9 protein-coding genes are annotated in these 14,675 nt (G+C 59.0%); 8 read left to right on the forward strand and 1 reads right to left on the reverse strand.

What is annotated here, in order from left to right; all coding sequences use genetic code 11:
- Positions 1-12: 12 nt before the first annotated feature.
- From P0111_03570 to P0111_03605, 8 genes are all read left to right on the forward strand, one after another.
- Positions 13-1,692 (forward strand): mechanosensitive ion channel family protein, encoded by a 1,680-nt coding sequence (locus P0111_03570; protein MDF0643085.1) that lies wholly within the window; start codon positions 13-15, stop codon positions 1,690-1,692.
- Positions 1,693-1,986: 294 nt separating this feature from the next.
- On the forward strand, positions 1,987-2,658 hold the full coding sequence (locus P0111_03575; protein MDF0643086.1) for a transposase: 672 nt from the start codon (positions 1,987-1,989) through the stop codon (positions 2,656-2,658).
- Positions 2,659-2,691: 33 nt separating this feature from the next.
- The gene (locus P0111_03580) at positions 2,692-3,891 is read left to right on the forward strand and encodes a hypothetical protein (GenBank protein ID MDF0643087.1); all 1,200 of its coding nucleotides are present in this window, start codon (positions 2,692-2,694) and stop codon (positions 3,889-3,891) included.
- Positions 3,888-7,163, forward strand: coding sequence for an IPT/TIG domain-containing protein (locus P0111_03585; GenBank protein ID MDF0643088.1), 3,276 nt, complete (start codon positions 3,888-3,890; stop codon positions 7,161-7,163). The genes P0111_03580 and P0111_03585 overlap by 4 nt, the downstream gene beginning before the upstream one ends.
- An 18-nt stretch (positions 7,164-7,181) precedes the next feature.
- Entirely contained in the window at positions 7,182-9,302 is a 2,121-nt protein-coding gene (locus P0111_03590) for a hypothetical protein (protein ID MDF0643089.1), read from the forward strand.
- A 35-nt stretch (positions 9,303-9,337) separates the two neighbouring features.
- Entirely contained in the window at positions 9,338-9,766 is a 429-nt protein-coding gene (locus tag P0111_03595; protein ID MDF0643090.1) for a hypothetical protein, read from the forward strand.
- 141 nt (positions 9,767-9,907) lie between these two features.
- The gene (locus P0111_03600; GenBank protein ID MDF0643091.1) at positions 9,908-12,073 is read left to right on the forward strand and encodes a hypothetical protein; all 2,166 of its coding nucleotides are present in this window, start codon (positions 9,908-9,910) and stop codon (positions 12,071-12,073) included.
- 1,032 nt (positions 12,074-13,105) lie between these two features.
- Complete coding sequence (locus tag P0111_03605) at positions 13,106-13,777, forward strand: transposase (GenBank protein MDF0643092.1); 672 nt, start codon at positions 13,106-13,108, stop codon at positions 13,775-13,777.
- 81 nt (positions 13,778-13,858) lie between these two features.
- Here P0111_03605 and P0111_03610 read toward each other — a convergent pair whose 3' ends face one another.
- Entirely contained in the window at positions 13,859-14,533 is a 675-nt protein-coding gene (locus P0111_03610; protein ID MDF0643093.1) for an FKBP-type peptidyl-prolyl cis-trans isomerase, read from the reverse strand.
- Between the last annotated feature and the right edge of the window lie 142 nt (positions 14,534-14,675).

Genomic DNA, 14,675 nt, shown 5'->3' on the forward strand with positions numbered 1-14,675 from the left:
AGTAGACCGACTATGACTGTGAGAGCTGCGCGCTTCGCCTGCGTCGCCCTGCTCGCCTGTCCAACTTTGGCGACGCCGGCCACATCCAACGTTTCCCATCCTTCCGCCGCATTCGATCTCGATGCCACCCCGGCGCAGACGGTCTCGACAGTCTCAATGGACGGGGAAGTCCTGTTCCGCGTCCACGGGGTGACCGCGTACCCGGCCGATCGCCGCGCCCACAACATCATGGCCCGCATGCATGCGATCGCGGCGGATCCTTTGATTCAGCCCCATGCGATCCACATCGAAGAGACGGAAGACCGCTCGACGATTCTTGCCGGAGACCGCTTCGTGATGAGTGTCTTCGACGGCGATGCGAAGCTCGAAGGCGTCGCACGGCAGATCCTTGCGGAGAATATTCGCGCCCGAGTCGCCGACGCCGTCGTCGCGTATCGGCATGAACGGAGCTCTCGGGTCCTACTGATCGACACCGCGTACGCCGGGGTGGCGACGATCATCCTCGTCGGCGTCGTGCTGGCCCTCCGCCGGGGATTCCGATGGTTCGACGCGGCGGCAGAACGCCGCTTCCGGGCTCGGATCGAAGGGCTGGAGGCCCAATCGTTCCAGCTCGTGCAGGCCAGGCGCGTGCGCACCCTCCTGCACAGGGCGGTCGATGCGGTCCGCATCGGAACGTTAGTCGTCCTCGGCTATGTGTATTTGAACCTTGTCCTCGGGTTATATCCCTGGACGAGGCCCCTGGCGCTGCGGCTCTTTGCCATCTTGCTGGAACCGCTCCGGACCATGGGGGCGGCCTTCGTCGACACGTTGCCGAACCTGATCTTCCTCGCCATTTTGATCGCCGTATTCCGCTACGGACTCAAGGTGGTGAGGCTGTTCTTCACCGGCGTCGACCACGGCACCGTGACTCTTTCGGGGTTCGAGCGCGAATGGGCCATGCCGACCTATCGAATCGTCCGGCTGCTGATGATCATCTTTGTCCTTGTGGTTGCCTATCCCTACATTCCCGGGTCACAGTCCGAAGCCTTCAAAGGCATCTCGATCTTTCTGGGCGTCATCGTGTCGCTCGGCTCTTCATCGTTCATCGCCAACATGATCGCCGGCTATACGATGACCTACCGGCGGGCGTACCGGCTCGGGGACAAGATCAAAGTCGGAGATATTGAGGGAGAGGTGGTGGAGATGCGGCTGATGGTCACGCATTTGCGGACGCCCAAGAACGAAGAAATCGTCGTGCCGAACTCCTTGATCCTGAACAGTCATGTGATCAACTACAACACCCTCGCCAAGTCGCACGGACTGATCCTGCACACGACCGTGGGCATCGGGTACGAAGTCCCCTGGCGACAGGTCGAAGCGATCCTGCGCATGGCGGCGGAGCGCACCCCAGGCCTGCTCAAAGCCCCGCCACCCTTCGTACTCCAAAAAGCGCTGGGCGATTTCGCCGTGACCTACGAACTGAACGTCTACTGCGACAACCCGCAGGCGAGGGGGTTGGTGTACACGACGTTGCACCAGAATATTCTGGACCTCTTCAACGAACACGGCATCCAGCTCATGACTCCCGCCTACGACGGCGATCCGGATTCTCCGAAAGTCGTGCCGAAAGACCGATGGTTCGACCCGCCGGCGAAGGCTCCGGCGCAGCCGGGATCGAGGGAAGAAACCCCTCGCGTCTCTCATCCAGCCTGACCAAGCAACGACCCACCCGATCTATCCACCGACCGACGCTCAAGGAGGCGCGGCCGTGCCACGCGTCAGACAGTCGTCGGCGCAACCTGATCCGACACGGGGATACGGCCAGACTGGAAATACACGTATTTCCGTACAGATATTTCTTGCCATCCATTCTGTCCCGGTGTATACGAAGGCTTCCTTACGATCGCGTGCGATCTCCGGAGGACGCGATTCGATTGCACATGGGTCGGATAAAAGGGGTCGGGAGTCTTTTCTTGACATGAGTGTCGGCGTACAGTATAACTCCGCATGCCGCGCCGCCCTCGTCTTGCTGCTGGTGATCTTGCCTATCATGTGTTGAATCGCCGTGTCGGACGCTTGTCGTTGTTCCAGAAGCCCGCCGACTATGCTGCGTTCGAGAAGATTTTGGCCGACGCCCATGCGGCCACTCGCCTGCGCATTTCAGCCTATTGCCTGATGCCGAATCATTGGCATCTGCTGGTGTGGCCCCGACGAGATGGAGAGCTCTCCGAAGTCCTTCGGTGGATCACCGTGACACACACCCAACGCTGGCATGCCCATCACAAGACGGCTGGAACAGGGCCGGTCTATCAAGGCCGCTTTAAGTCGTTTCCGGTGCAAACGGACGAGCACTTTCTCACAGTCGCCCGTTATGTGGAGCGCAATGCGCTCCGTGCCAAGTTGGTAGACCGAGCTCAAGAGTGGCAGTGGGGGAGTCTCTGGCGTCGCGCACAAAGCGATCGAACACTCAGTGCGTGGCTGAGCGACTGGCCGATTGATGTCCCGCGCGATTGGATCGCACGGGTGAATCGCGCGCAAGGCGTCGCGGAGTTGGACGCGATTCGGACGAGTGTGCAACGCGGACGGCCGTTTGGCGACGAGAGTTGGGTGCGACGGATGGCGAAGCGCTTCGGGATGGAATCCACGCTGCGCCCACGGGGCCGACCGAAGGGTACGTGAACAAAGACTCCCGACCCCTTTTCTTTGCGTTCAATGCTTGCAACCGGTGACGTCGTCATTGCCGGCGTGCTGAACCTGAACGGTGTCAGCGGGATGTTACAGGACTTTACCCCATCGGCGCCGCCCGTCAATCCTGGGGGCTCAGGGGGGCCGGGAGGGTTTCGGGGCGGCCAAAGCGGTATGAAGGGCCTGACCAACAATGCGGCATCCGGTGGTCAGGGTCCCGGCGGTGGCAATCCCGGCGTCGATGGAACGACCGTACAGGGAGGAACCTACGGCGCACCGGCGACATTCGTTTCGCTTATTCCACTCTTTGGTGGCTCCGGCGGAGGTGGGACGAACGGAGGAATCGGTGGAAGTCCTCCCGGTCCCTTTACCGGCGGCTCCGGCGGTGGCGGCGGCGGAGCGATCGTGCTCTCGTCCACGACCAAGATCACGGTCACAGGCTCCATTACGGCGAATGGCGGCGGTCAAAATTTTTGCGCTCCGAGTGGCATTGGAAATGGGAGTGGAGGAGCCATCCGTCTCGTGGCTCCGGAAGTGACGGCCCCTGGTACGATCCAGGCCCTCGGCTTGGGCGCGTGCATCCCCAGCGGCCCCGGTCGTATTCGAATTGAAACCGTCGTGCCCGGTCCCATCGCCCCGACGAATCCGACGGCGTCCATCGTCAATGTCCTCGGTCCCATCACCGCAAACAGCGTTCCTGCACTGATCAATCTTCCCACGCTCACCATCACGTCAGTCGGTGGAGTGGCACCGCCGCCGACCCCTGGCGGCTCCTACACGACCGCGGATGTGATTCTGCCGGGGACCGCGACCAATCCTGTGCCAGTGACTCTCACGGCGACGAATACGCCGGTGCCGACGTCCTATACCGTCAAGATGATTCCGCAGTTCGCCGCGCCTGTATCGACGACGGTGAACAGCAGCGGCTCCTTCGCGATGTCGACAGCCACGGCCAACGTCACCTTCCCTAACGGGTGGATCAGTGCGCTCCAGGTCTTCGCCGGCTTTACACTGACGGCGGCACTCGCGCCGATCATCGACGGGGAGCCGGCTGAGCAGGTCTTGATCGCGGCGGGCTTCGGTGAGTCCTCATCGCTCACGCTCGTGACCAAGTCGGGGAAAGAAATCCCGGTCTCGCGGTTGTCGTACGACGATCAGGTGAAAGTGGCCGCCGCTCTTCACGAGCTTCAGGCTCGGACGCAGGGATCGAAGGAGGCGGCGAGGTGACGAGGCGGTACGCATCGAGCGGCCTCCTGATCGGCCTGCTGGCCGTACTCGCGGCCAGCCCCGTGGTCCGGGCACAAACCGGCACCGACTTCTTTCTGCATGGCACCGGACCCGATAACAACCCGCCGACCCTATTTCTGAATACGAACGCGCCGGCGGCCGCCACCGCGAAGTTCCGCGATTCAGCCGGGGTGAACTTCAACGGCGGCAACCTGTGGAAGGATATCGGGACCTGGCCGGCAGCGTCATCCCTGACGACCGGTACGCTTACCGCCCTGAGTGATCTCCATGTCTGGCTGGGTTTGAAGAACAGCGACGATCAAGGCACGCAATTCGATCTCCGGGCTGAGGTGCTCAAGAACGGCGCCGTGATCGCGACGGGCCTCACCCGCTGCATCACCGGGATTGTGCGCAATGCCAACCAAGCCAAGGAAGCCACCGTCGCCTTCGGCTCCGTGCCCTCCACCCCGTTCGACGGCACGACGGATCAGCTCGCGATCAAGATCTCCACCCGCATCGGAACGAACCCCAACGACACCAAGTGCCCCGGCCACAACAACGCCGTCGGCCTGCGGCTGTACTTCGATGCTGTGAGCCGCCAGGCTCGGTTCGATGCCACGCTCGTGACGCAACAAACGCCGACTATCACGAACTTTACGCCCACGGAAGGCCCTGCCGGGACCTCTGTCACGATCACGGGAACCAATTTCGATTCGGTGCCAGCCAATAATACGGTTCAATTCAATGGTGTTACCGCCGTCGTAACCTCCGCAGCGGCGACAACCATTGTCGCTACGGTTCCCCCTGGTGCCACGACCGGCCCCATCACTGTCACGACGGCAGCCGGCACAGCCACCAGCGCCACGAACTTCACCGTGCTCGCGGCACCGGCCATCACCGGGTTTTCGCCAGCGACGGGCCGCGCAGGCGTCACGGTGACCGTCACCGGCACGAACTTCGTGAACGTTCAATCCGTCACCTTCAACGGCACCGCCGCGACGAACGTCACAATCCAGAACACCACGACGCTGACCGCAGTCGTGCCGTCCACCGCGACGACCGGCCCGCTGGCGGTCGCCACGACCGGCGGGGCTGCGACCTCGACCGGCCATTTCGTCGTGATCCCGACGCAAGACATGCAGCTGAGCGTCCTCCCTGCCACAATCACGATCCCATCATCCGGCGAGGCCTCCTTCGCCGTCGCGCTTACCGGCAGCGGCGGATTCACCAACGCGGCGACCCTGGCCGCGACGGGTCTGCCCGGCGGGATGACGGCGTCGTTCCGCAACGCCACACTGACGGCGGGACAGAGTACGAGACTGACCGTCACGACAAACGGCGCCATTCCTGCCGGCCCGATATCGCTGACCGTGACGGCGACAGGACTGGTGAACGGTGTGTCGACGACACGCTCGGTGCCGGTTACCGCCCAGGTGCTGGCCTCGGGCGTGACCATGCTCGTGGGATTGGTGCTGGATGAAGACGATCAGCCGGTCAACGGCGCGCTCGTCACGCTGGGCGAGATGCAGGTCAGCACCGATGACGGCGGCAACTTTGCGATGCAGAACCCGCCGGTCGGCGCAGAGCAACTGCTGCTCATCGACGGCGGGCCGGCCTCCACGCCGCAGCACAGTCTGCCGGTGATTCCCTACAAAGTGACAATCGTTGCGGGGCAGGCCAACGCACTGAGTTTCGTGCCGCATCTGCATTTCCAAAAGACCACCGGCCTGGTGGATATTTCCAATAGCAGCGTCGAACGGCTTGTGACCGATCCCGAACTGCCCGGTTTCCAAATGACGATCCCCGCCGGCGCCGTCATCACCGGATGGGACAACCAGCCGAATACGCGGATCTCCGTCCGGCAGGTGCCGTTGGATCGCACCCCCATCCCGCCGCTGCCCGGAGACCGTGTCGGAGTCAGCAGCTATATGGACTACTTCGACAAACCGGGGGGCGGCACCCCGTCCGAGCCAATCCCGATCACCTTTCCCAACGATCTCGGGGCGCCGCCCGGCACACAGGTGGAGCTGTGGTATTACGATGAGGCGCCGGACGGCTCGCGGCCCAACCAGATGGCGCAGTACGGCACCGGCACCGTGTCCGCCAACGGCAGCCAGATCGTACCGGACATCGATCCCGCCACCGGGAAGCCCTTCGGCCAGCCGCGATTCTGTTGCGGGTCCGTGATGCCCGCGTGGTTGCGGGAGCTGTTGGATTTCGTGTCAGGGCTCGTCGGCGGCCCGGCAGTGGCGGCGGGAGGTGAAGGAGAAGCAGGGGGCGATCCCGTCGACCTCGGCACAGGAATCTTCGTGCTCAAGAAGACGGACCTGGTGCTACCGGGGCGGTTGCCGGTGACGATCACGCGCACCTACCGGACATTGGGGACGAATCTGGGTCCATTCGGCCTCGGCACCAGCCATACCTACGACGTCATCCTGCGGCAGGACGGAGACCTGCGGCGGCTGCTGTTGCCCGGCGGCGCCCGGGTGGCCTTTCCCAAGCAACCCGACGGGACGTTCCGCAATCTGACGGATCCGGCCTACCGCGGCGCAGTCCTCACGGAAGGCGGCGGCGGGCACAGTCTCCGGTTCAAGGATGGAACTGTCTGGACCTTCGGCTCGCCCTCTCTCAACGTGTCGTTCCTCATCGCCCAAGCCGACCGCAACGGCAACCAGCTCGCCTTCACTCGCACGGGCTCCACCGGTACGCTCACCACGATTACCGACGCAGTGGGCCGGCAGGTGCAATTCACCTATATCAACGATCGCGTCACGGAGATCCTCGATCCCCTCGGGCGCCGCGTGACCTATGCCTATGACAACAGCGGCCGCCTCGCCACGGTCATGGATCCCGAAGGCGGCGTCACCCGCTACACCTACGACGCGCAGGGACGCATGCTCACGCTGACCGATGCGCGGGGCTTCACGTTTCTGACGAACGAGTACGACGGCGCGGGCCGGGTGAGCCGACAGACCCAGGCGGACGGCGGCCTCTGGCAATTCGCCTACCAGACGAGCAGCGGAGTCATCACGCAGACCACCGTCACGGATCCTCGGGGACATGTCACGACCAGCCGGTTTAACGGCCAGGGCTATACGCTGGACCGCACCGACGGCCAGGGGCAGACGACCCGGTCGCTCCGTGACGTGGCCACCAACCAGGTCCTCGCTACGACCGATGCCTTGGACCGCACGACCCAATTCGAGTACGATGCGGCGGGGAACGTGACGAAGGTTATCGATCCGGCGCTGCACGAAACCCGCTTCACGTAGGACGCGCAGTTTAATCGCGTGACGACGATCACGGATGCGTTGAACCACGTGACGGAATTCGGCTATGATGCGGCCAACGGGAATCTGCTGACGGTGAAAGATCCGCTCACTCACACGACCACCCTCACCTACAATGCGTTTGGCCAGCCGCTGACGGTCACCGATCCGCTGACTCACCAGACCACGTTTGCCTATGATGCCAATGGCAATCTCATCACCACGACGGATCCCCTGGGGAACGCCACGCAGCGGGCCTACGACGCGGTGTCACGGCTCACGAGTCTGACCGATCCGCGGCAATTGCAGACTCAGTTCCGCTACGATGGGTTGAATCGAGTGACCGAGATTGCCGATGCCCGGCAGGGAATCACGCGGTTTGGCTATGATCAAAATGGCAACTTGCTCTCGGTGCAGGATGCAAAGGCGCAGACGACGAATTACATCTATGATTCGATGGATCGGCTGTTCACACGGAAGGATGCGCTGAACAGAAGTGAAAGCTACCAGTACGATCCCGCCGGCAACTTGACGACCTTTACGGATCGCAAAGCGCAACCCGCCATCTTCCAATACGATGCGCTGAACCGCCGCACGCGAGCGGATTATGCGGACAGCAGTTTCACGACGTTCACGTACGATGTGGTGGGGCGGCTCACCCGGGCGACGGATTCGACCTCCGGTGCCATCGACTTCTTCTATGACAATCTGGATCGGCTTGTTTTGGAACTCTCTCCGCAGGGTGCGGTGGCCTATGAGTACGATGCGATCGGTCGTCGGACGAAAATGACGGTGGCTGGTCAAGCCCCGGTCACGTACCAGTATGATGCGGCGAGCCGGCTGACGCAGGTGGCGCAGGGTTCGTTGAGCATTGGCCTTGGCTATGACGCCGCAGGCCGGCGGACCACCCTCACCTACCCGAACGGCACCAGCACCAGTTACACATATGACAATGCCAGCCGCCTGATGCGGATTCTGCACCAGGGGCCAGGCAGTACAACGATCGAGGATTTGGTCTACACCTACGATGCAGCGGGGAATCGCACGAGCCTGACCAGAGCGAATAGTGCCGCATCGCTCTTACCAGCCGCTGTCGCCTCAGCCACCTACGATGCGGCGAATCAACAGACGGCGTTTGCCGGTGCCACGCACACGTTCGATGCCAACGGGAATTTGACCAACGATGGGACGAACACCTATGTCTGGGACGCACGGAATCGGTTGGTATCGATCAGCGGTGGCACGACGGCGAGTTTCAATTATGATGCGCTTGGACGACGAACGAGCAAAACGATCAATGGCGTCACGACCAGCTTTCTCTATGATGGGAACAATATCGCGGCGGAGATCGGGAGCGGAGCAGTGGGGGCAAATTACCTACGCAGTCTGAACATCGATGAGCCGTTTATCCGGCAGACAGGCACCGGAAACGAGTTCTACCACACGGATGCGCTGGGCAGTAGTCTCGCCTTGAGCAATACACAGGGCGCTTCAGGGACGATGTATACCTATGAGCCGTTTGGAAAAACGACGGTGACAGGGAGCAGCGCGAATGCGTTTCAATACACGGGCCGGGAGAATGATGGGTCAGGGGTGTACTACTATCGAGCGCGCTATTACCAGCCGCGATTGCAGAGATTTATTGCTGAAGATCCGATCGGGTTTGCGGGAGGCATAAACATCTTCTCATACACAGAGAATAATCCTCTCGCATGGAAGGACCCCTTGGGTCTGATGGCAATGAGGCCAATATTCCCACGCGTCCCTCCTCCGCCTGTTACGCAACCCAAGCCTCCAGGGTGGACTCCAAATTGGGAGTGGCGATACCCGGCTACAAAAGGCGAACCTCGCTGGTTTGATCCAAATGGGGGAGAGTGGCGCTGGCATGCGCCCGACAAATGGCATCCGAATGGCCACTGGGACCATAACCCTTGGAATAACTGGAACAGTCCATGGCAGAACATTCCGCCTGGAGTCGTTCCCCCCGTAACGCCAGTCCCACTGATACCATCAGGTTCGCAAAGTGGAAATGGGCAAGGTGGAAATGGAGCAAATCAGGGGACTGGAAATAGGAAAGATCCATCTCTTCCGCCCATACCGGATTGGCAGAAACGCTGTGTCCAAGATCCTATGTGCAGTTGAATCGCCATCAAATGAATGCTGCCGTGAGAGGTCATATGGCTGAACCGACAAATCGCACAATCAAAATCTTGGTTGACTACTACGACGGGGCCTATGGGCCAACTATTCGAATAGACACTAAGTCCATGGAAGAACTTGTAAAAGTCAAAGAACTCTTGTCTCGTTTGACTCTGACTGATAAAGAAATTGATATCTCCACAAGTGATTTGTTCACTTTAAAAGGCGTCGAATCATTGATTCTGAAGCGCGTTCCGCCAGCGAGTAATCGAGAGAAGGCTCTTGAGAGATACAATCCTGACAGCCTTGCCTTTGAATGGGCACTGGCCTCTGAGGGATGGGAGAGATGTGTGGGATTAGTAGAAGGCTTAATCAACCACAACTCTCCTGCGCATCAATATTTAACGCGAGAGGGTTTCGACGACGCGCTAATAGAACTTGCGTTTCAGGAAAGTGCTGGAGACTAGGAAGTCGTACAACTTCTTGAAAATGCGGAAACTAATAGCGGAAACAATAAGACAGAGAAAGAAAATAGGAACGGGCTGGATTTCTGATGATCGCTGAGCGACCACGGTGACCTCCTCGCCACAAGTAATCCCCTGAACCACGTGACGGAATTCGGCTATGATGCGGCCACGGGCAATCTGCTCACGGTGAAAGATCCGCTGAATCATACGACGACGATCACCTACAATGCCTTTGGCCAACCGCTGACGGTCACCGATCCGCTGAACCACACGACGACCTTTGCCTATGATGCCAACGGCAATCTCATCACCACGACGGATCCTCTGGGGAACGCCACGCAGCGGGCCTACGACGCGGTGAGTCGATTGACCAGCCTCACTGACCCCCGGCAACTCCAGACCCAGTTCCGCTACGACAATCTGAACCGCGTCACCGAGATTGCCGATGCCCGGCAGGGCATCACGCGATTCAATTACGATCCGAACGGGAACTTACTGTTGGTCCAAGACGCCAAGCTGCAGCCGACGACGTATACCTACGACAGCATGGACCAGCTGGGGACCAGAAAAGACGCCCTAAATAGAACCGAAAGCTACCAGTACGACTTGGCAGGGAATCTGACGCAGTTCACCGACCGCAAGAGCCAACCCGCGACCTTTCAATACGACGCGCTCAACCGAAGAATGCGGGCGGACTATGCCGACAGCTCCTTCACGACCTTCACATATGATGCTGTCGGGCGGCTGACGCGAGCGACAGATTCCGTTTCTGGAGCGATCGACTTTTTTTATGACAACCTGGACCGGCTCGTCTTGGAAGTCTCTCCGCTAGGCGCCGTGGCCTATGAATACGATGCGATTGGCAGAAGAACGACGATGACTGTGGCCGGTCAGGCGCCGGTGACATACGGCTATGATGCGACCTCCCGGTTGACCCAGGTGGTGCAGGGTTCGTTGGTTGTGGGAATTGGCTACGACGCGGCAGGACGAAGAACCAGTTTGACGTATCCAAACGGCACCGGCACCAGTTACACGTATGACAATGCGTCTCGTCTCTTGAGCATCACGCATAACGGACCAAGTGGAGTGATCGAAAGCCTGACGTATACCTATGATGCGGCGGGGAATCGAACTTCACTGATACGTGCAAATGGCACTGCGAGCCTGCTGCCGACTGCAATCGCGTCAGCAACCTACGACGCGGCGAATCAGCAAACGGCGTTTGCCGGTGCCACGCACACGTTCGATGCCAATGGCAACCTGACGAACGATGGGACGAACACCTACACCTGGGATGCCAGGAATCTACTGATCGGCATCAGCGGGGGGGTGACTGCGAGCTTTAGTTACGATCCACTGGGTCGAAGAGCTAGTAAGACCCTCGGGGGCACGACCACGCAGTTTCTCTATGACGGCAATGACATCGTCACCGAGTTCCAAGGCGGAGCAGCGACCGCAAGCTACCTGCGATCATTGAACATCGATGAGCCGTTTGGAATCCTGCGGCAGGATGGTGTCTACTTTTCCATCTACGACGGCTTAGGCAGTACGCTGAACATTACGAACCAATCTGGTACCTCCGCCGTTCAATACTCCTACGAACCGTTCGGCAAGACGCAGTCCTCTAATCCATCTTTCAAGAATCCATTCCAATTCACGGGCAGAGAAAACGACGATACGGGGCTCTACTATTACCGGACAAGATTTTACAGTCCCATAAATCACCGCTTCAGTAGGGAGGATTCGTTCTCGGGGAGTTACTTGATCCCAGAAACTTTAAACCGATATGTGTATACTCTGAATGATCCTGTTTCATACTCTGATCCTTCTGGACTACTATCTCCACAAGCTGTTGCTACTCTTGGGGGTGCCTTCTTCGGTGGCGTCGGTGCCGCAACAGGTGCCATTGCACAAGGCATAACTCCTGGATCCGATCCTTTAGCTTTTGCTGTTATAACTGGGGTTGGAGCATCTACTGGAGCTGCACAAGGATTCATTCTCAGTCTTGGCCCGCTAGCTCCTCCTCCCGCAATTCTTGGTTCGCACATTGCAGGATTGAACAATTTAGTCGCACAGTGGATCACAGGACGGAAACCCATAAATGTGGGCTCGGTCGTAGGCGCATTCATCGGAGGGGGTGCCGGAGGTGCTTTCAGAGCAGCAGCTCAAGCAGCAATTCGAAATGGGCTTGGTAATGCTGTGCCAACATCGATTGCGAATGCACTTGGCTCCGGGTTGGGGAGTGCCGGGGCTGTTGGATTTCCATTAGTACTTTCGACCATCGGTGGACAAATAGGAGCACCGTAACCATGGAAAGGCCTAATTCGAGGTATGAAGGCTATTGGTACTTAGCTATCGCCGTTTTAGCCATTAGCCTCGGTCCTGTTTTACTGGCCTTTCGTGCCAGTAGTGCTTCATCCTCGGAGAAGTTGATATACATCACGCTCTTTGTTCCTTTAGGCCTATTCGTGATCCTTATAAACTACATGCGGGAAAAGACGCAGGCTTTAACGGAATCGAATTCCAACGTCCAACAAGATCTTGTGGCTAGGCTCAATAAGAAGTATAGAAAGTATTTACTCTTCTATATTCCAATCACCATCATATGTGTGAGCTTGTATGCATGGATTCTTCTTGGGGGTAAGTTCTGAAAAGAGGAAAAGACAACATGAGTTGCCCCCATTGCCAGGGGAAGACTGGTTGAAGGCACACTAGGACCTATCTCAAAACGTTTGTCGATGAGGGAACAGCTTCTCTCTACCGGTATGAGGCACGAGCAACTTGTGGAATCCTTGGAAATACCACGGTTAACATCCTGAACGTGCATACGTAACATCCTTCGGAATGCCGGTTATTCAATTTTGAGATAGGTTCTAGAAGGAGTTTCGTTTCAATCGCTTGCTGACGTCAAAAAAATGTTCTCTTCGGGCGTGTACGGCATTCGCGCAATCGTATGTGCTAGTTGTGGCCGGATCGTAGAACTTTCAATTGACCCAGAAACTCTGTACAAGATGATCTTGAAGAAAGATTAAACGGACAATCCATAACAAGTGGAGACGGATGCATGGACAGTTGAGATGAAGACGATTCAATTCGTAGGATGGTGGGTGCTTTTGTCGCTGCTCGTGAGTCCTCTCGGATTGCCCATCGCCGCCCAAGCGAATCTTAACCGGGCGCCTTCCGACCCATTCGCTGATAGATATGATCGGATCGTAAGCTCCCCGAAAAAGTAGACAGTCCATAAGGAGAACTTTCTGGCACAATAGTCACCTTAGGAAAGGATAAAAGGGGTCGGGAGTCTTTTCTTGACATGAGTGTCGGCGTACAGTATAACTCCGCATGCCGCGCCGCCCTCGTCTTGCTGCTGGTGATCTTGCCTATCATGTGTTGAATCGCCGTGTCGGACGCTTGTCGTTGTTCCAGAAGCCCGCCGACTATGCTGCGTTCGAGAAGATTTTGGCCGACGCCCATGCGGCCACTCGCCTGCGCATTTCAGCCTATTGCCTGATGCCGAATCATTGGCATCTGCTGGTGTGGCCCCGACGAGATGGAGAGCTCTCCGAAGTCCTTCGGTGGATCACCGTGACACACACCCAACGCTGGCATGCCCATCACAAGACGGCTGGAACAGGGCCGGTCTATCAAGGCCGCTTTAAGTCGTTTCCGGTGCAAACGGACGAGCACTTTCTCACAGTCGCCCGTTATGTGGAGCGCAATGCGCTCCGTGCCAAGTTGGTAGACCGAGCTCAAGAGTGGCAGTGGGGGAGTCTCTGGCGTCGCGCACAAAGCGATCGAACACTCAGTGCGTGGCTGAGCGACTGGCCGATTGATGTCCCGCGCGATTGGATCGCACGGGTGAATCGCGCGCAAGGCGTCGCGGAGTTGGACGCGATTCGGACGAGTGTGCAACGCGGACGGCCGTTTGGCGACGAGAGTTGGGTGCGACGGATGGCGAAGCGCTTCGGGATGGAATCCACGCTGCGCCCACGGGGCCGACCGAAGGGTACGTGAACAAAGACTCCCGACCCCTTTTCTTTGCGTCAGCCGATCTTCCACCAGACCGGAAAGGGCGCGCCGATCAGCCGACTCTTCCTACTTCTTGACGATCTCCAGCAGCTCCACCTCGAAGATGAGCGTCGCGCCCGGCTTGATGGTCGGGGGTGAGCCTCGGTCGCCGTAGGCGATGGCCGAGGGACAGACCAGCTTACTCTTGCCGCCCACCTTGATCAGTTGCACGCCTTCCGTCCAGCACTTGATCACCTGGTTCAGAGGAAACGTCGCCGGTTCGCCGCGCTTGACGGAGCTGTCGAAGACGGTGCCGTCGATCAGCGTCCCGTGATAGTGGACTTTGACCGTGTCGGTGGCCGTGGGCGTCGCGCCCTTGCCTTCCTTGATGGTCGTCACGATGGCTCCGGAGTCGGTCTTCTTGGCTCCGGATTCGGCCGCCGCTTTCGCCAGGAAGGCCGCTCCAGCCTTCTTTTCGGTGTCGGCGACGGCGGCGGCGCGGGTCTGCTGCACTTGGTTGACCTTGGGTCCGAACGCTTGCAGGTCGACCTTCGGGGTCTTCTTGAGGACGCCGTCGGTCATGCCGGCTCGCACGAAGTCGAGTTCGGATTCCGTGAGCGCGAACGGGGTCAGCGACTGGCTGATCAAGAGTCCCAAGGCATAGAAAGTTTTCTGATCATCGGTGGAGGGATCCGCGGCGCCGGCCGGCATGGCCGACAGCATCAGGCTCAGCAGCACAATCACGATCGTCACTGGGCGCATGAGAGATCCTTTCTGATAAGAAGTAAGGCCAAACCATCACACCATATGCTACCTGAGGAGCAAGCTCAATACTTTTCTCCGATAGCCGAAGGCCCCCGACAACCGCCGGCTTGCAGCTCCGGCGACGATCTGCCGGAATAGT

The sequence above is a fragment of the Nitrospira sp. genome, from assembly GCA_029194535.1.
Taxonomy (GTDB): domain Bacteria; phylum Nitrospirota; class Nitrospiria; order Nitrospirales; family Nitrospiraceae; genus Nitrospira_C.

What these genes read in the sequence shown, in the direction of transcription:
- P0111_03570 (MDF0643085.1), top strand. Translation starts at nt 13, where the DNA reads ATGACTGTGAGAGCTGCGCGCTTCGCCTGCGTCGCCCTGCTCGCCTGT.
- P0111_03575 (MDF0643086.1), top strand. Translation starts at nt 1,987, where the DNA reads ATGCCGCGCCGCCCTCGTCTTGCTGCTGGTGATCTTGCCTATCATGTG.
- P0111_03580 (MDF0643087.1), top strand. Translation starts at nt 2,692, where the DNA reads ATGCTTGCAACCGGTGACGTCGTCATTGCCGGCGTGCTGAACCTGAAC.
- P0111_03595 (MDF0643090.1), top strand. Translation starts at nt 9,338, where the DNA reads ATGGCTGAACCGACAAATCGCACAATCAAAATCTTGGTTGACTACTAC.
- P0111_03605 (MDF0643092.1), top strand. Translation starts at nt 13,106, where the DNA reads ATGCCGCGCCGCCCTCGTCTTGCTGCTGGTGATCTTGCCTATCATGTG.
- P0111_03610 (MDF0643093.1), bottom strand. Translation starts at nt 14,533, where the DNA reads ATGCGCCCAGTGACGATCGTGATTGTGCTGCTGAGCCTGATGCTGTCG.